Source organism: Desulfogranum japonicum DSM 18378, from assembly GCF_000429945.1.
GTDB lineage: Bacteria > Desulfobacterota > Desulfobulbia > Desulfobulbales > Desulfobulbaceae > Desulfogranum > Desulfogranum japonicum.
In genome coordinates, this window is record NZ_AUCV01000003.1 from 227346 (window position 1) to 246032 (window position 18687).

15 protein-coding genes are annotated in these 18687 nt (G+C 46.5%); 12 read left to right on the forward strand and 3 right to left on the reverse strand.

Features of this window, described 5'->3' with window-relative positions:
* Positions 1 to 26 precede the first annotated feature (26 nt).
* The gene (locus G493_RS27720; RefSeq protein WP_205623630.1) at positions 27 to 497 is read left to right on the forward strand and encodes a MerR family transcriptional regulator; all 471 of its coding nucleotides are present in this window, start codon (positions 27 to 29) and stop codon (positions 495 to 497) included.
* Positions 498 to 750: 253 nt separating this feature from the next.
* On the opposite strand, the gene G493_RS34725 is transcribed toward G493_RS27720, so the two are convergent.
* On the reverse strand, positions 751 to 3132 hold the full coding sequence (locus tag G493_RS34725; RefSeq protein ID WP_161629789.1) for a sigma 54-interacting transcriptional regulator: 2382 nt from the start codon (positions 3130 to 3132) through the stop codon (positions 751 to 753).
* 494 nt (positions 3133 to 3626) lie between these two features.
* Here G493_RS34725 and G493_RS0104270 point away from each other — a divergent pair, with 494 nt between their 5' ends.
* The 11 genes from G493_RS0104270 to G493_RS0104340 all read left to right on the forward strand — a co-directional run bounded on the left by G493_RS0104270 (position 3627) and on the right by G493_RS0104340 (position 16283).
* Entirely contained in the window at positions 3627 to 4388 is a 762-nt protein-coding gene (locus G493_RS0104270) for a 4Fe-4S dicluster domain-containing protein (RefSeq protein WP_028579388.1), read from the forward strand.
* Positions 4389 to 4407: 19 nt separating this feature from the next.
* On the forward strand, positions 4408 to 5124 hold the full coding sequence (locus G493_RS31770) for a c(7)-type cytochrome triheme domain-containing protein (RefSeq protein ID WP_051309001.1): 717 nt from the start codon (positions 4408 to 4410) through the stop codon (positions 5122 to 5124).
* 1112 nt (positions 5125 to 6236) lie between these two features.
* On the forward strand, positions 6237 to 7424 hold the full coding sequence (nrfD, locus tag G493_RS0104290) for an NrfD/PsrC family molybdoenzyme membrane anchor subunit (protein ID WP_028579390.1): 1188 nt from the start codon (positions 6237 to 6239) through the stop codon (positions 7422 to 7424).
* A 142-nt stretch (positions 7425 to 7566) separates the two neighbouring features.
* Positions 7567 to 7935, forward strand: coding sequence for a MerR family transcriptional regulator (locus G493_RS27730; RefSeq protein ID WP_035273529.1), 369 nt, complete (start codon positions 7567 to 7569; stop codon positions 7933 to 7935).
* 1250 nt (positions 7936 to 9185) lie between these two features.
* A complete protein-coding gene (locus G493_RS31775; protein ID WP_161629790.1) occupies positions 9186 to 10937 on the forward strand; it encodes a pentapeptide repeat-containing protein in 1752 nt (583 codons plus the stop codon).
* 120 nt (positions 10938 to 11057) lie between these two features.
* Positions 11058 to 11330 (forward strand): 30S ribosomal protein S20, encoded by a 273-nt coding sequence (rpsT, locus tag G493_RS0104310; protein WP_028579391.1) that lies wholly within the window; start codon positions 11058 to 11060, stop codon positions 11328 to 11330.
* 342 nt (positions 11331 to 11672) lie between these two features.
* Complete coding sequence (gene trpE, locus G493_RS0104320; protein ID WP_028579392.1) at positions 11673 to 13160, forward strand: anthranilate synthase component I; 1488 nt, start codon at positions 11673 to 11675, stop codon at positions 13158 to 13160.
* 2 nt (positions 13161 to 13162) lie between these two features.
* Positions 13163 to 13774 carry an anthranilate synthase component II gene (locus G493_RS0104325; protein ID WP_028579393.1) on the forward strand — a complete coding sequence of 204 codons (612 nt, stop codon included), beginning with the start codon at positions 13163 to 13165 and terminating at the stop codon, positions 13772 to 13774.
* A 27-nt stretch (positions 13775 to 13801) separates the two neighbouring features.
* The gene (trpD, locus tag G493_RS0104330; protein ID WP_028579394.1) at positions 13802 to 14836 is read left to right on the forward strand and encodes an anthranilate phosphoribosyltransferase; all 1035 of its coding nucleotides are present in this window, start codon (positions 13802 to 13804) and stop codon (positions 14834 to 14836) included.
* 11 nt (positions 14837 to 14847) lie between these two features.
* Positions 14848 to 15612, forward strand: a complete 765-nt coding sequence (trpC, locus tag G493_RS0104335; protein WP_028579395.1) for an indole-3-glycerol phosphate synthase TrpC — start codon at positions 14848 to 14850, stop codon at positions 15610 to 15612.
* Positions 15609 to 16283 carry a phosphoribosylanthranilate isomerase gene (locus G493_RS0104340; RefSeq protein ID WP_028579396.1) on the forward strand — a complete coding sequence of 225 codons (675 nt, stop codon included), beginning with the start codon at positions 15609 to 15611 and terminating at the stop codon, positions 16281 to 16283. Before trpC ends, G493_RS0104340 begins: the two co-directional genes overlap by 4 nt.
* Positions 16284 to 16391: 108 nt before the next feature.
* On the opposite strand, the gene G493_RS27745 is transcribed toward G493_RS0104340, so the two are convergent.
* Together G493_RS27745 and G493_RS32905 are read right to left on the reverse strand one after the other, a co-directional pair.
* Positions 16392 to 17177 carry a septal ring lytic transglycosylase RlpA family protein gene (locus G493_RS27745; RefSeq protein WP_051309004.1) on the reverse strand — a complete coding sequence of 262 codons (786 nt, stop codon included), beginning with the start codon at positions 17175 to 17177 and terminating at the stop codon, positions 16392 to 16394.
* Positions 17174 to 18667 (reverse strand): hypothetical protein, encoded by a 1494-nt coding sequence (locus G493_RS32905; RefSeq protein ID WP_153306425.1) that lies wholly within the window; start codon positions 18665 to 18667, stop codon positions 17174 to 17176. Before G493_RS32905 ends, G493_RS27745 begins: the two co-directional genes overlap by 4 nt.
* Between the last annotated feature and the right edge of the window lie 20 nt (positions 18668 to 18687).

Consider the following 18687-nt stretch of genomic DNA (forward strand, 5'->3'; position numbering starts at 1 on the left):
CGTACAAGTGTCCTTATCAGGACGACATGGCAGTTAACCCGGAGGTCGAGTGGATGGCTAGAAAGAAGACAGAGATAGTTCCTGTACGGTCAGATGTTCCTATTTATCCTATTGGGGTGGCCGCAAAATTGCTCAATGTTCATCCTAGAACATTGCGCATCTATGAGAAAGAAGGACTGATTGAGCCAGCGCAACAGGGGAATCGCCGAATGTTCTCAGCCGATGACATTCAATGGATCAGCTGTATCAGGCGTTTCATCCACGAAGATGGTATCAGTATCCCCGGGCTGAAGAAACTTCTGGAATTTGTACCCTGTTGGGAAATTTCTGATTGTCCCGAGGATGTTCATCAATGCTGTGGAGCCAAGGTGGATAAAGCCGTCCCGAAAACTCTGCACAGGGTAGGCAACGCACAGGCTCGAGCAGAAGCCAAAGAGCAGGATGTGCAGAAAAGGAAGAGTGCAGCTTCTGCAAAAAAGCACCAATCATCCGGCTAGCCCGAATAGCTCGCGGTCCCATTGTGAGGCTGCAGCAAGGGGGTGGGGGGTGAATTGCTCTGCCCTGCAGGTGAGTCGGATGACTTGTGTATTGTTTCGCCGTGTTTTGCTATAGCGGAACAGTTCGGGCATGCAGAGATAGTACAAAAAGCATGCCGTCATGGCGGAATGAAACGTTTGTCAGATCGCAAAAGCCGGGCCCCGTGCCCGGCTTTTTTGTTTGTGGATGTTGCAGGTCGCCCTCACGCAATAATCACTCGCTTAGAGGATTGGTAAGCCTGTATTTTTTGATTTTTCTGCGCAGGGTGTCCTTGGAGATGTTCAGCTCTTCGCAAGTGCGCATCTTGCGCCACTTGTTGCGTTCCAGGGCAATCATGATTGCCTGTTTTTCCACTTCTTCTAGCGTTTGGCCTCCGTCGCTACTGGCTGTTGATCGTCCTTTCGGCTGCTGGGTCAAACCGGTGGAGAATGGTTCGGGCAGATGTTCCGGTTGAATATAGCCGCCTTCGCAGAGAATAAATGCATACTCGACTATGTTTTCCAATTCCCTGATGTTCCCTGGATAATCATATTGCATTAACTGCCCGAGAGCAGAATTGACTATGCCTACAATATCTTTGCCCTGCTGTGCGCTGTATTTTTTTATAAAATGATCAACCAGCAGAGGGATGTCTTCCTTTCTTTCCCGCAAGGGGGGGAGGTTTATTTTTACCACATTGAGCCTGTAAAACAGATCTTCGCGAAAAGTGCCTTCCTGCACCAGATTTTCCAGGTTGCGGTTGGTTGCAGTTATGATTCGCACATCGGCTTTCAGCGGTGCGTTGGATCCCAGAGGCTCGTATATTTTTTCCTGGAGAACTCGAAGGAGTTTGACCTGTACGCTGGGGGGGATATCTCCGATTTCATCAAGAAAAAGTGTGCCGCCCTCTGCTGCAGCAAATCGTCCCAGCTTGTCGCGCCTGGCATCGGTAAACGCGCCGGCTTTATACCCGAAAAGCTCGGATTCGAGTAAGGTTTCGGGCAGAGCTCCGCAGTTTACAACGACAAATGGTTTATCTCGGCGTTCACTTGCATTGTAGAGTGCGCGTGCGATGAGTTCCTTTCCTGTGCCGCTTTCTCCAAGAATCAGTACCGTGCTCGGGCTCCTGGCAATATCGGGCAGAATGCTGAACAAACGTTGCATGATTGTCGCTTTGGAAATAATTTCATCAAAAGTATACTTTTGATTCAGCTGTTTGCGCAGGCTGGTAATTGTGGACAGATCCCGGAATGTCTCAACTCCTCCAATAATGTTGCCTTCATGATCTGTCAGGGGTGCTGCACTGATACTTATGGGAACTTTCTCGCAGCCCTTGTTGACAATGGTGATGGATCTGTTTCCAGCAATATCGCCGGTATAGAGACATTCTGCGATGGCGCAGTTTTTCCCGCAGATGGATGACTGGAAGATTTCCGAGCATGATTTCCCCATGGCCTCTTCTCTGTCCCATCCGGTTATCTCTTCAGCAGCGCGATTGAAGGAGGTGATTTTCCAGTTTCTATCAACTGTAAATACGCCATCTGCAACTGAATCAAGTATCAGGCTCTCCCTGATGGACGTGGTGTTGTCGCGGAAAGTTTCTATGCCGCCGGTAATGTTGCCAAAATCATCAAGCAGAGGAGCCGAACTTATGGTCACTGGAATAACATTGCCAGCTTTGCCTTTAATGAAAATGGCTCTGTCGATGTACATGTTGTTGTGCTCAATGGCTTTTTGTAGGAGACAGCCACCTTCGCAAACGCTGGAGTGGAAAATGGTGTGGCAAGGTTGCCCTAAAACCTCGTCCTTTGTCCAGCCTGTGATACGCTCTGCTGCTTTATTGAAGGATGTGATGTGGTGTTCACGGTCAATGGTGAATACCCCGTCTGCCAGGGAAGAGAGCAGCAGGTCATGGTGCAGGGCGTCTGTGCAGTCATGAAAGGTTTGGACGCCGCCGATAATCAGTCCGTTCGGATCATGGAGAGGCGAGGATGTCAGGGATAGAGGAAAAGTGTGCCCGTTTTTATTGGTCATGAAAACGGTTTGAACACTTATGGGGCATTCTTTGGCTATGGATTCCTCTATCAGGCACTGTTCTCCGCATATCTCACGGGGAAAAATAACATTGCATTTTTTACCCAGAACATCGTTTTTTTCCCAGCCGGTCAGTTTTTCTGCCGCACGGTTGAAGGAGGTGATTTCCAGGTTACGGTTTACCGTGAGCACTCCCTCTGCAACCGAGTCGAAAATGGTCTGATCCGTTGATGCCTGAAAGGAGGGGTCAATGGTGATGGCTGTCAGTCCTGAATGGCTAGCTATACCGGGCAGGGGGACAATGGACAATAATGCTGATATATGCTGCTTGCGTGTAATGGAATAGAGGTGTACAGCCTGCTTGGTAAAAGCTTGCCCTTTTGTGGTCTTTGTCAGGAGTTCTACGAGGGATGTGCTGTTTGGATCCGGCGGGAAGACCTCTCCAATGGATTTGCCGATGAGTTCGTCGGCTGATTTGCCTGAAAGATTTTCTGCGCAGGCATTTGCTCCTGTGATAATTTGATCGGGATCTACGAGTAAAACAGAGATATTGCTAAGTGCATGTGTTTTTTGCTGGGTCATAATGTCGGGCTGAAAATAAAAATACAGAGTGCAACGGGTTGGCATAAAAGACGTAGTGTCTGCAGGCAGGTGATCATTATGCGCCGTCGTGTGGAAGTTGAGGCTCCCTGTAAACACCATAGTATCAGGGGCCTGATGTTTATGATCCTATTTTTTAAAGATTTTTCCATCGTGTCATACCGTAATAATCATTCGTCTTTTTTGCCATGTAAAACCTTCGTTCAGGTATGATGTTTCCGTTGTTGTATCTTCTGCGCAGGATGGCTTGCTTTCCCTGCCTGCAGGAGGCACAAGGTGGTCTCCTGATGAATCGCCATTCAGCTGTCCGATGTTGGCTTGCCCTTCTTAAATAATTGGGTTATGTTTAAAATTTATTTTTTCGGTGTGAAGCGATATACTTGAACCTTATGAGCTTGAAGGGGATTTTCTTGATGCCCTGTAGCGTGTCAAAATCCTTTTGTGCCTATATTCAAATTGAGTCTTGAGGGTATGTAATGAACATTAGTGAACTGGAAAAATTAGAGAATGAAGGAGTTGACAATCTGCCTTCCTTGGAGCGTCGCACCTTTCTGCGTGCAGGGTTGACGATCACAGGTCTGTTCATGGGGGGCTCTGTCCTGTCGCTTACTTCAGCCGGAGAGGCCTTTGCGGAAATCAGTGAGCAGAAGCAGGCATCTGTTGGCAAATATCCTTACAAGCCGCATTACAGCATGGTCATGAGACAGAATCTCTGCGTTGACTGTGAACGGTGTATGGAAGCCTGTGTTGAAACCAATCATGTACCATCTTATGGATACAGGACCATTATTCTTGAGCGGTACCGGGAGGTATCACCATCTTCCAAAGAACGTATTTTCATGCCTGTGCTGTGTAATCAGTGCAACAGGCCTCCCTGTGTTCGGGTGTGTCCTACCAGGGCAACCTATAAGGACGAGACCACAGGCATTGTCATGATGGAGTATAAAAAATGTATTGGCTGTAAAACCTGTATGGCTGCTTGCCCGTATAATGCTCGCTATTTCAACGAAGAAAATCGTGCGGTCGATAAATGTAATTTTTGCTTTGACACCAGGTTGTCTCAAGGGAAAAAAGACACTGCCTGTGTTGAAGCCTGTCCAGCTAAAGTCCGGGTATTTGGCGATCTCAGTGATCCTTCCAGTGAAGTGTACAAGCTGATTCATGAACCTGGAAAGGTTGTTTGGGTATTACGCCCCGAAACAGGAGCACTGCCCAATGTCTATTACATGAACGCCTAATTCCTGGAGGAAGCAAATAATGAGATCAAGAACGAAACTATATGCCGCCCTTACTGTAGCTATAGCTGCCTGCGGTTTTTTTACGCTTGCATCAGTGCAGGCAACAGAAGAAGGCGAAAAGACAGAACAAAAAGCTGTTGAGCAGGAGCAGCAGGTGCTTCATGCTTATGGTGATTCACTTGTTGTTGCGCAGGAACCTGTTGAAGAGATGTTCAGTCATAAGTCGCATGTTATAAATTATGAATTTTCCTGCGATACCTGTCATCCGGATATATTTGAAAAAAAGCGTGGTGCAGCTGAAGCAAAGGGCGATTACACCATGGCCTCATTTGAAGAGGGAATGTACTGTGGTGCGTGTCATGATGGATCTACCGCCTTCAGTACCACCGAGCCCGACTCCTGCGTGACATGTCACAATAATGATATGGTAGCACCTGAAACAGTTGTTTTCACCAAACCTGTTAAAGCTGTGATTTTTGAACATAAGGAGCATGTCGAAATGGGACTGGAGTGCTCCAGTTGCCATAGTGAGGTGTTTGAAATGCGGGTAGGTGCCGCAGAAGAGAAGCCTGAAGAGTTTACGATGCAAGCTCTGTATGATGGCAAATATTGTGGAAGCTGCCACAACGGAGATGATGCTTTTGCTTCAGATACAATGTGCAACAGTTGCCACATAGGGGTGAAAGGATATGAACGACTCCATGGTGAAGGCGAAAAAACAAAAGAAGCACATTAAGCCCTGATTCGTAGATTTTTTGAAAGGAGAAAGGAATTGCGAGTTCTTTGAAGCATTCCTTTCTCCCTTGAGTAGCATGTACACCTTTTTTACCATAATTCTTTGGTAAAACACTTATAAGGCATCGTTGGCAATATGGCCCTGTGGCCAGCCAATATTCGATGATGTCTCCTGCCGTAGGTTGATGAGCTTTTTAATGTTATCGGCTTTTCTCATACATTTCTTTTTAAATCAAGCTGTTATTGTTCTGTTTGAAGTCTTGTGATCTTTTGTGTTGGCCCATTGTTTGTGTCTTATATGCACCAGGGTGCCTCTGCAAATATCTCATTGTTCGTCAGGTTTCACGGTTGCATTCGCGAGAGAGAAACCTTTGTTGGACGTGTATTGCTTCCTGGTTTTTTGCTTTTGTTTGTTAAGTTGCTGAAAAGTATCGGTTTTTTTGCTGTTGTTAGATTGTGAATGGTGATGCGTTTGGATCGTTGAAAAGTAGTGTCTGTGAAGTTGTTTTCCCGCATCTTTTCGCTCTTCTGTAGAAGAAACGGTATGTTGCGTGAAAACGCGAGCTTTGATCTGCACTTGAGGTGACCTGGAGTATAATGATGCCATGTGTCTTTATACGAGGGCTAGTTTTGCGCCATTAATTTAAATTAGTTGTAACTGACTGCTTCCTGAAAAAGCTGCCAATCCTCACTGGCATGTTTAAATAAATATGAATTATTAGCGTGTTAGGATTTTTGACTGATTTTGAGAAAGCTTTTTCCTGCTATGGCACGCCCTTTGCCATTTAAGGGGTAAAGGACGCGAACACCAGCGACCACAACGGGAAAGAGGTTCAGTATGAACAGTAAACATGCTCATTCAGCGATAATTGGGATTCAGAGTGGCGGCTCTGGTCCGATTGCATGGTACAGATCCCATTCAGCAAAGATCAGCGAATTTTTCTGGTTCTGTCTGTGTTTTCTTTTATTCCTCATTTTAGGTCCGTTTTCTTCTATCGCCGTGCTTTTCGGCTTGAAGTCAATTGCCTCTGAGGAGAACAGGCAGCACATGACGGAGCCAGCCAAAGTTTAGGGGAACCACAACTAATAATTACGGAGTTCAGGAGGTAGATCATGGCAAATAACTCTATCCTTGCAGCAACTGCTGAGCCATTGGTGGCGCGTCCATCAGTGAATGTGCTCACCGGGGCGTTCGGTATTCTTTTGGCCGTAGGCATCGTAACAGGGCTTTACGGGTTCATCGTTGGACATGAACACGTGTATAACGTGTCCAGAGAGGTACCTTGGGGATTATTGATTTCAACCTATGCATTTTTTGCAATAACGTCCACAGGGCTCTGCTTGCTAGCAGCTATCAGTCATGTTTTCGGAGGTAATAAACTCGCGCCATTGGCCAATCGAATGGTCTGGATGTCATTGGCTACAATACTCAGTGCTTTTACTGTTATTGGTATGGAGATAGCCAGCCCATGGAGAATGGCAATTTACAATATCATTTCTCCCAATGTTACTTCAAACATCTGGTGGATGGGTACCTTGTACGGTATGGCACTTGGTTTTATATTGCTTGAGTTCTGGTTGATTCTGACCAAGCATTATAAGCTGGCCCTTGCCTTGGGAATCTTGGGTGCTTTGGCTGAAGTTGCTGCCAACACCTGCCTTGGAGGCGTATTTGCCACCCTGGCTGCACGTCCATTCTGGTATGGGGCTCAGTTGCCGGTATATTTTCTCGCCTGTGCATTTTTGTCAGGGGCTGCGGCATCCATTATTTTTACACATTATGCGTATGCAATCCGTGGTAAGAAAATGGAAAAACAGATGTTTGAAGGAGTACAGGCTGCAGGTAAGGTGCTGCTGCTCATGCTGATCCTGGTAAGTGTTTCTACTTTTTGGAAAATGGCTTCTTTTTATGTCGGTGGTGCTGATGGCGGCCGGACAGCAGCAGATGCCCTGTACACAGGTCCTCTGTCGACAAATTTCTGGGTTATCGAGGTGGGTGTTGGTCTTGTAGGCCCCATTGTATTGTTGGTAATTACACGAATGAAAAGCCTGTATGTGATGTCTCTTGCCGGTCTGATGGCCCTGGTAGGAATGTTTATCTCCAGGCTCGATATGGTTACCGCTGGACAGATAGTTCCTGTTTTTTCAGGGATGGATTCCAGTCTGCCTGAATATCTCAACTATGTACCCTCTGGGCCTGAATGGATTGTCACCATGGCCGGCATCGGGTTGACCGGAGTTCTTTTCCTGCAGGGCGAACGGTTCTTCGGGAAACGTTTCGCCGACAACGAGGAGCATTGATTAATCTGATGATGTTTATCCGGAAGGTCTCTTGGCCCTATTTCCGGGAGGCAGCATAAAAGAGGATCACTCGATTCTCCCCTCTGGCCGGCGGTAGAATTTACCAAGCCTGCCAGGGGGTGAACACCACATGAGGAAGAACATGGTAGATGAGAAAAAGGCGATCTTCACCATAGGTGTTGCGGCTCAGATGCTGAATGTCCATCCCAGGACGCTGCGGATTTATGAAGAAGAAGGGTTGGTGGCCCCCATGCGCAAAGGGAAGTGGCGCTATTATACGATGAATGATATCAAATGGATAGAGTGTCTACGTGAGATGATCCATGAACATGGTGTATCTATTGCCGCTGTGAAAAAGTTGCTGATGTATACGCCATGCTGGAATATTACAGATTGTCCTTATGATAAACGGAAGGAATGTACGGCTTTTATGGCTAATGCGCTTGTTCCGAAAAAAATTGATAAACAGAAAAAACAGAAAAAGCATAATTTACAGTATAAGGTGGGCTGATTGTTCAGTTGTCTTTTTGCTTATTGTGTAGCGTCATGTCCCGAACCCTTCAGTGGTTCGGGATTTTTTTTTCGGTTTTGAATTTTGAGCGTAAGACAACAAACGGGTGAAAAGACCATTTATGGACATGCACTATTGGAAACTGAGCAGGATAAAACCTCTTTAGGGTCGCGGAATATACTACATATCCAAAAAATGCGTAGGATATCGGTTTGGTAACGTCGTCGCTTCAATGGTTCCATACTGGCAGTATTGAGCCATTGACGAGGCGACGTTACCGAGTTGAGAGACAAGCAAGATTGGATACTGTATTTTTTCCGTGACCCTTATATTTCCTTGCCGTGAAATATTGAGTAATATCTGAATTTTGCAGGAGCGTGGGAAGTTATACCTGACAGGAAGATAATAAAGATAATAATCCATATATTAAGCAGTTGAGTATGTGTCAAAATGCCTAAAACAAAGACTTTGAAGAGAACAGAAGCTCCCCTGTTTTGAAATATCCATTTACCATTGCCAAAAATATCCAGCGCCATTAAGAACATACCGGTTACAGCAGTAAAGATATACCATGGCATAAGGTCCTGTCGTGGAATTTGAAAGTAAAGTCCCCCGCTGAAAATTGAGACTCCTATCAAGTGTAGGCTGCGTATCATTACGTTACCCCATCTTTTTCCTGGAAAATGGCGAGACTGTTCGGGGAATAGAAGTTGTTTCAGTGTCATGGTTATAAAAATATGCTAGATTTTTCAGATGGATTGCTTATAGATTTTATGGAAATAATAAAGGGTTATGCACATACCTGTTCTGCTTGCATCCCTTTTATTGGGTTGGTAGTGATAAGCATATTCCCGGATAAGAGCTATCCCGTCAATGGAAACGTGTTAACCAACTGTAAAATCATGTGACTAAAGATAAAAGCAGGGTATACAGGGATTGCTTTGTTGCCGCAAATACGTTTGTCGAGTATAGAACAATCGTTATCTTTTTTGTTTTTAAAACACCATCCTTTACCTGAGTGAATATTTTTATGTGAATCTGGCCGCAGTGTTGCGTGATCTGCACGTGGCTATTTGTGACATATGGCGGGGGAACGATATCTGTCCAACGCAATCTGTCTGTGATTTTTCATAAAAAATACACAACGTTTCCAGATTGCAGAAGTAAAAAAACGTAGCATGTACAGTTGTACTACCTTTGCAAAGGGTGATGAGACGTATAAAAGGCTGGTGCCGACCATAGGTGTATATATGAAAGGTATTATATTTTGCGCAGGCTATCTGGTCCTGTTGATAGTCGGCCAGGCTGTGGTTTTGTTTGCAGCAGATTCCGGATCGCCTCGAGCTGAAGTGCAGAAAAATTTTGACCAGTTAGTTGCATCTAAAAACTGTCCCGGATGTGATCTGGCCGGTGCTGTTTTAAATCGACTGGACCTCCGGGGAGCCAACCTCGAGGGGGCAAACTTGGCCGGAGCCAGAGTACAGTTGGCTGATTTGAGCCGGGCCAACTTGAAGAATGCCAACTTGCAGGGGGCCAGGCTTGGAGGAACGGATTTTGCCGAGGCAGACTTGAGGGGGGCAAATCTTACCGGTGCAGTACTTGAGGGAGCTTTTCTGGCAACGGCTTTGATGGATGGAAATATTGTCACCAGGTCACCTGACGAAGATGATGAGTTCTCTGGTTCGGGTGAAAAGGTATATGTTCCAACTGAATCAGCATCCAAACCCCTCCCATATACAGAAGAGATTGCTGCAGAAAAAGAGAATTCTGCAAAGAAAGAATTGGCTGCATCTGAAGAAGTTGTTGTGGGAAAACGTATGGATCTGGCATCGCCGCCTCCTGAAGTTCAGGTTGAACGAGAAGTAAAAGCTGCTGAACAGAAGCAGGCAGTTTCTGTACATGCAACCCGGTCAGAGGCAGAAAGCAATGCTGCCCAAAAGGGTAAAATTCCTGCCATTAGTGAACCAAGCAGTGTTGCCGCCATTGATGGCGGAAGTGCGAATAGTGCCAAACAGATTACCCCTATGGCTGATCTGGAAATCAGTGAAGAAATTATTGCTTCACAACAGAAAAAGCTCCAAATACATCAGCAGCAAGGAAAGGTTCTGCCCGTTGATGTTAAAGGTGCGCCAATCTCCTCTCGCACAGATATCAAAGCCAGTAAGCGCAAAGAAGTAATTGCGACTGGTGTTCCCATAGAAGATGGCTTGCCTGAGCTGGAGGATTACAAAAAACGAAAACCTGGTCAACCAGTTCCCTCGGTTACTGCTGCCCCTCTCCACAAAAAAACTGGCTCGGAGCCTGCAGTAACAGATGAGCCTGTGGTAACAGAGGAGCCTATTCAGGCAGAGGTTGGAAACGTTACAGAAACAACCAGGGAGCAGGATGTTTCTACACGTGAAACTGAAGGAACTGATGAGCAGGAAGAGGCGGAGACTGTACAGGCTGAAGCAGAAACTCCAGTGGGGGATACAGCTTCACCACAACATGTTTCCGTGCAGCCATCAACCGAAATCGAAAGTCCGCCAATACAACAAAGCAAGGAATCCAAAGAACCTCTCCCCCTTGACCAGGCAGCAGAGGATAACACGCCGTCGGCCAATGTAAATCAGGGGATGATGTATTCTGTTCAAACTCCATCGGAGGCCTCTGCAGAGAAGGTAGATCGTATTGAAGAAATGCTTGACCGGAAAGGGTGTGTATCATGCGATTTTGCAGGGGTGGACCTCTCGGGCAAACGACTTAAGGGGTTTGACCTGGAACGGGCAAATTTTTCAGGAAGTAAGCTGGTGGATACTGATTTCAGGGAAGCGAATTTAAAAGGTGTTGACTTCACTGGCGCAGATATGCGGGAAGCTGATTTGCGTAAAGCAGATCTGTATCGGGCTGATTTCAGCGGCGCAGATCTTACTGATGCCAGGCTCGAGGGAGCATTGAAAGATAGCGCGATTTTTTCAGATGTAACTGGCCTGAAACCTGAAGAGAATAATGGAGATGACTGAAAATCAGCTGGTCAATATTATTTCACTTGACATGTTCGATTTAAGCTGATATTAAAGAAGGTTTGAATCGGAAAAAATTACGTTGATGTTCTTATTCTTATAAGGAGTTAGGAGTACTTCATGGCCAATCACAAGTCAGCCCTTAAAAGGGACCGCCAGTCCAAGGTCCGTCGCTTGCGCAATCGCATGATCAAGTCAACGATGAAAACTGCTGTTCGCAGAGTCGAAGAAGCTCTTGTTGCCGGATCTGAAGAACAGGCACGTGAGGCGCTTCAGCTCGCAATACCAGTTATTCAGAAAACGGCTAAAAAGGGAACCATTCATCAAAATACTGCATCCCGTAAGATTTCTCGCCTGACCAGACGGGTAAATAAGATGCAGCCCCTTGGGTAAGGTGAAATTCACTTTATTCGGCTCCATAGCCTTGGATTACATTAAAGCCATGAAAGCAAAAAGCTTTCATGGCTTTTTTTATTCTGGTATATATAGCCGGTGACATATCGTTTCGATGGTCAATGCTTCTGTATCCGCCCCTCCTGTTTTTCGGATATTGAACAGAATAACAAATAGATGGTTTACAGTAGCAAGTCCCCTGCATTGGATGACGTTTTCAACGTTATTCCCCTACAATGAAACCGCACCGTCTGTTTACAGGGAAGATGTGGATGATGCATAGCTCCCGGTAGAAAAGGGCAACGGTGCCTTCGCTGTTAATGTTTAAGATAAAGAAGAATTATGTATTTCCCGACTGAAAGTGATTTTTCTGCCATGTTGGATGAAGCTGACCTGGTTCCGCTGTATCGTACAATCATTGCTGATCTTGACACTCCCCTGACCATTTTTGCAAAAGTTGCGGGTACTAAAAAACATGCGTTTTTGTTTGAGTCCATGGAGGGAGGTGAAAAATGGGGCAGGTACTCATTTATAGGTTTGGATCCCTTGGCAACTATCACCAGCTTGAAAGATAGTTTTTCCGTTGTCTATCCTGATAATCCTGATGCCGATGTTCATCTCAGTGGTGTTAACCCACTGCGTGAACTCCAGAAACTACTAGGGTCTCTTAATGTCCCCGATTCATCTGAACTGCCCAGGTTTTATGGCGGCGCTGTCGGGTTTATGGGGTATGACATGATCCGTTTTATTGAAGAGATCCCTGATCAACATCCTGTAGGATCAACACCGGACAGTGCCTTTATGATTCCCGGTATGGTTCTTATTCATGATTCTGTAGAGCAATCCTTAACCATTGTCTGTAATGTACGCAAACAGGACTCTCTTTCTGCTCAAGAACTCTATAAGCGCGGATGTGGATTAATTGATGAGGTTGAGCAATGCATAAAAGGACCAGTTCCTGACAATGTGGTAGAGCAGGGGAAGCCTGTGGCTGCTCATGACTTCCATTCGAATATGGAACCAGAAATCTTTCACAATATGGTCAATAAAGCAAAGGAGTATATACTGGCGGGTGATGTCATTCAGGTCGTGCTCTCCCAGAGGTTTCATTCCAAGACCAATCTTAATCCCTTTGTTTTGTACCGTGCCTTACGTCATATTAACCCCAGTCCATATCTGTTTTATGTTCGACATGACGACCTGGTGTTAATAGGTTCTTCTCCAGAGATCCTGGTACGCCTTGAAGGTAGGGAAATTGAGTTACGGCCAATTGCGGGAACCAGAAAGCGTGGTAAGGATCTGGAAGACGATCTCGCCCTGGAAAAGGAATTGCTGGCAGACCCTAAAGAACGCGCCGAGCATTTGATGCTGGTTGATCTTGGGCGTAATGATGTGGGCAGAGTTGCTGAAGCAGGATCTGTCAGAGTGGACGATCTGTTGGTCATAGAGCGGTACAGCCATGTTATGCATATTGTTTCCGGTGTACGGGGGACTCTCAAAAGCGATCTTGATCAATTCGATGTCTTTGAGGCCTGCTTCCCTGCTGGAACTGTCAGCGGTGCCCCCAAAATACGTGCTATGGAAATCATTGACGAACTTGAGGTGGAGAGGCGTGGGCCATATGCCGGTGCTGTCGGTTATTTTGGCTTTTCCGGTAACATGGATTTCTGTATAACCATCCGAACCTTTGTGGTTCAGGATAACACTCTTTGGGTGCAAGCTGGCGCAGGGATTGTAGCTGATTCAGATCCCAATAAGGAGTTTGAAGAAACCGTTAACAAATCCATGGCACTGCGAAAAGCAGTTGAGTTGGCTGAACAGGGGTTTTAACAGTGATAGTTCTGATAGATAACTACGATTCATTTACGTATAATATTGTTCAGGTGCTTTCCACAGCCCCTGAGGATAACATGGGAACCTGGAGTATGCCTGAACTGCAGGTGTATCGTAATGATAAGATTACGGTTACAGAGATTGAATCTCTTAATCCTGAAAAGCTGATCATTTCTCCCGGGCCATGTACGCCTTCTGAAGCAGGCATATCCATTGAGGCCATTGGTGCTTTCAGTGGGAAAATTCCAATTCTTGGCGTTTGTCTTGGGCACCAATCCATAGGTGAAGCTTTTGGGGGGAAAGTTATTCGCGCCGATCGCCTCATGCACGGGAAAACCAGCCCGGTAACCCATGATGGTAAAGGGGTCTTTACTGGCCTGAAAAATCCTTTTGACGGAATGCGTTATCATTCCCTTGTTGTTGAAGAGAAAAGTCTTCCCGATTGTCTCATAGCCACAGCACACACTGATCAGGGAGAATTGATGGGAGTCCGGCATGTGTCTCTTCCCATAGAAGGTGTGCAGTTCCACCCGGAATCTATCATGACCCCGGAAGGCATGCAGCTGTTGCATAATTTTCTGCGTGCAGACTATGAACAACTTCTACGCTAATTTGAGATATTTACAGGTTGAGCAATAATGATAAAAGATGCAATTGGTAAGGTGATTACAGGCACCGATCTCACAGAAGCTGAAATGATTGATGTCATGCATGAAATAATGAGCGGTGATGCCACTCCCGCCCAGATAGGTTCGTTTATTACAGCCTTGCGAATGAAAGGAGAGACAATCGATGAGATTGTAGGTGCTGTGCGGGTGATGCGTGAAAAGGCAACCTTTGTTGACACCGGTATAGATACAGCCGGAGGTGAGGTGCTCGTCGATATTGTGGGAACAGGAGGAGATGGATCGGGCAGTTTCAATGTTTCCACTACCACCAGTTTTGTAGTCGCTTCAGCGGGTATTCCTGTGGCTAAACATGGCAACAGAGCGGTTTCTTCGCACTGCGGCAGTGCCGATGTGCTGGAAGCTCTTGGAGTGGATCTTTCCCTGAGTGCGGAGCAGGTCGGTCGTTGCGTTGGGGATATTGGCATTGGCTTTCTTTTTGCGCCTATGCTTCACGGGGCAATGAAATATGCCATAGGTCCACGCAGGGAAATCGGTGTTCGTACTATTTTCAATATCCTTGGACCAATGACTAACCCGGCCGGTGCGAATGTACAGTTGACCGGTGTTTTTGCGCGTGAATTGACCACCAAGCTTGCCGATGTTCTTGTGAGATTGGGTATGAAAAGGGCCATGGTTGTATGGGGAGAAGGTAATCTAGACGAACTGACCGTAACAGGTAAATCATATATTGCTGATGGTTACGACGGTAAAGTCGAGGAAATGGTTATTACACCGGAACAGTTTGGTTTGCAAACAGCCAGCATGGATGATATTCGAGGTGGTGAGACTGCTGAGGAATCTGCAGAGCAGGTGAGAAAGGTACTGAGTGGTGAACGAGGTGCTAAATTGGATATGGTACTCCTTAATGCAGGAGCTACCTTACATGCAGCAGGTAAAGCCAGTGATATAGGGTCGGGTGTAGAATTGGCACGTGAGCTTGTTGATTCCGGAGCCGCGATGCAGAAGCTGGAACAATTGACAGGATATACGCCGGTGGAAGGGTAGGTGAGCAGAACATGATCTTAGATACCATTGTTGCACGGAAAAAAGAAGAAGTTCAGGAACTTCGCGTACGCGGAGTGCTTCATCCTCCCGAAGAGTTAGATCCTCCCCGTGGGTTTATGCGCAGTCTGACCGAAGCACCTGGGGTTGCCATTATTGCGGAAGCCAAAAAGGCCTCTCCTTCCAAGGGCGTGATTCAGCCGGATTTTGATCCTGTGGCCATAGCCAGACATTATCAGGCCAATGGTGCCCATGCCATGTCTGTTCTCACTGATATTGATTTCTTTCAGGGTGCCCTGGCATACATTCCGCTTGTGCGTAGTGTGGTTGACCTTCCTGTTCTTCGTAAAGATTTTATCATTGACCCCTTGCAGATTGCAGAGGCGAGAATGGTCGGTGCAGATGCTATTTTATTGATAGCAGCTATCCTGGATGTGAACCAGTTACGAGATTATCGCCAGCAGGCTGAAGCATCTGGTATGGATGTTCTGGTTGAGGTTCACGATGAAAAGGAGCTGGACTCTGCGTTGGAGGCTGGTAGCAGATTGATCGGTATCAATAACAGAAATCTTAATGATTTTACCGTTAGCCTGGATACCACTTTTCGTCTCTTGAAACTCATCCCCGAGAATATACCCGTGGTGAGCGAATCAGGAATTGCGACAGTGGAAGATATCCGCCGTCTGAAGGAGCATAATATAACAGCAGCTCTCATTGGAGAGAGTCTCATGCGAGGCGGTACAACAAGTGATTTATTGCGGGAGTTCACTTTGCTATGATTGGGAATCAAAGGGTAAGAGTGAAGATATGCGGCATCACCAGGTTTGACGATGCAGTGACTGCTGTCAGGGCTGGAGTTGATGCCCTTGGCTTTATTTTTTACGAGCAAAGTCCACGCTATATTGATCCCGAAGAAGCTAAAATCATTCTTGATGAATTACCTCCTTTTGTAGACAGCGTCGGGGTTTTTGTTGATAAAAAAAGAAAAGAGGTCGAAGAAATCATCGATTACTGCAGGCTGGATTATGTGCAGCTGCATGGTGAAGAATCGCCAAAATACTGTGAGCGGCTGGCCCGCTTTGCATCGCCCTGTGAAGTGTTGAAGGCGTTCCGCGTCGGGCCTCATCTCACTCCGGAAACCATTGTCGATTACTCTCCCTATGTGAGAGGCTTTCTTTTTGACACCTACAAAAAGGGTGAAAAAGGAGGGACAGGAGAGGTCTTTGACTGGTCGGTAATCAAGAAATTGAACTTGCGTAAACCATACCTGTTAGCAGGCGGTCTGGATGTCGAGAATATCAGTAAGGCTCTGAAATCGGTCAAACCGTTTGGTGTTGACGCCAATTCAGGACTTGAGACTGCACCTGGAAGGAAGAATCATGCGTTAATCGTCGACTTTATTCAGAAGGTCAGGGCTTTTGAATATCAGCAGTTAGTACGCCACGAGTAATCCTGAAATTCAATTGTTACAGTGGTCCGTGCTGTAGAGCCGATGTTCCCACGCGTTTATCGGCCAGTGGGAAACTCCGTTGAGTAACTGTGATCGGTTATCTCTAGCTTAACGAGCAAGAACCAAAGCATAGGGAAAACCGTTTTGCTCCAGGTGCTGTTCAAACGCCTTGGCTTTGGTCAGTGTGTTACCGGCATACACCAAAACCCTGTAGAGGTTCATGCCTGCTGCAGGGTATTGCTGGATAATCACATCTCTCCCTTTATCTGCAAAGTTGTGTGCAAGTTTTCTGGCATTTTCTAGCTTAACAAATGCACCTGTCTGTACATAGAAGTTACCCCGTTCAAATCGGTTGGTTGGAGAAGGCGGTGCATCCTCGTCCTGCCTGGATTTTGAAGGAGCATACTTTTTAGTGCTCATGGCAATAATTTCTACAGGATCTGTTCCAGGACCGATCATGTCTATCTGATCAGCCGCGGTATAGGTCAAATCAATAATCCTGTCGTTGACAAACGGCCCCCGGTCATTGACACGCACAGTACAGCTTTTGTTGGTTCGCAGATTTTTCACCAGTAATATGGTACCCATGGGGAGTGTTTTGTGGGCAGCGGTTTCACCATACATGTCGTAGGTTTCTCCGTTAGCGGTCTTCCGTCCGTGAAATTTACCTCCGTACCAGGAAGCATACCCTTTTTCACGAAACCCTTCTGCTGAAGGAATAGGATAATATTTTACTCCTTTAATCACATATGGTCGTTGCGTTGCCCTGCTGTACTTGCGGGATTCCTGCTTTTTGGCAGGAGCCTTGTGAGAGATCGGGGCTTTGCTGCTGCAACCTGGGAATATGCTTCCCAGCAGAATAACAAGTACAAACGGGACTATTTTTTGTGTCATGGGTGCTGCTGTTGGTGGTTCTGGGGGAAAGGTGCGCTGTCTGTGTTCAGCAGGTGGCTGAACCGGTTGGCGTAAAACAAACCGGCTGGCCCTGTAGTGTGAGGAATGTATGCTCGGTACCCGTTATCTACTCCTTTTATATTATCAAATAGTACTTCGTCGTCTTCGTCCACCATGGAAAGTCTGAGGTCCAGAATAGGGCGGAACACTTTTATTATACCGTCACTGTCCCGTGCAATAACCATATCTTCCCAACGGCGTTGACCATAGCCTTTATACCATACTCCGGGAGAACTCATTCCGGTGATGCCATCTCGCATGGTAGGTTCAAGTTCTTCGTCGTATGTGTACAGGTTGTGTTCAAGAAGTGCTTCGACCTCTGAACTTCCCTGTACAGTGAGTCGTTCCCACATTTCCATTTCGTCTGAAGCAGAGCGAAGCAGGTGAGTTGGTGAATCTTTGAAAGCCCATTGAGCATGGCATACAAGGCAGTCAACCTGACTATTGTATTGCCTGTGGGCAGGATTTTTCATAGCCGGAATGGACAGGGAATCACCTCTTAAGGTGTTCAGAACCAGGTGATCACCGCTACGCACCAAGCCATCTACTGGCGGAACCGGATCATTGGTTTGCCATGCATGACAGGTGATGCATTGAGGAGATGTTTGCTCACCGTGTCCAACCTGATTGTGACAATCCTGGCACACCATTCCTCGCTGGAGGTGAATATCACTACTCAAGTTAAGATATTCAACCCCATAAGGCCTGTCATAGGCGTTGAGAGTGATGTAAGGCGTACGATATTCCCAGTTGAAGTCGTTTTCGAAACGCCCCTGAAAATCGCTGCCGACGTAGTTTCCATAATGGCAGCTGTTACAGTTTTCCATCGTTGGAGGCCGGAAGGTGTGGGACGTTAGTTTTCCCTGCTCAAATTTAAGGTGGCAGCTGGCACATCCTGTACCATGCTGTACAAGAGGATAGGTGTCACCGGAACTGTAAGGATGGCAACGCAAGCATCGTTTGCGAAGCAGGTCGTCAGCCAAATCAAGTGAGCTTTGAATTACATCGTGCTGAGGAACATCCAGAAGCCCTGCCAGGTCTGATGAAGCTCCAAAATGGCGTCGGACCATATTCACTTTGTTGCTCAGGGTAAAATGCAGATCGTTTAATGCCCTTTGAACCTGCTTCTGGTGGCAAGAACCACAGCTCTGTTGCATATGGTCCGGATGGGTGGGCTTTGCAATTATCCCCTGGTGAGCTATTGTTTTATCATGAGTTGTGTTGTCCCCTTGATGACACGAGGTACAAGACAGATCATGGGGAGGAGCCAGGGTAACCTGGTTGTGACAGGCCGCACAACCGGGAGCCAGCTGAACCTCTGACACTGTGGCTGAAATACTTGCTTTCTCCTGCTCGGGCATTCGTTTTTCCTCGCGACAACCTGGCAAAGAGACAAGAAATATGAAGAGAATGATAAAATAGCGTTGCATAACCTTGACACCATACCATA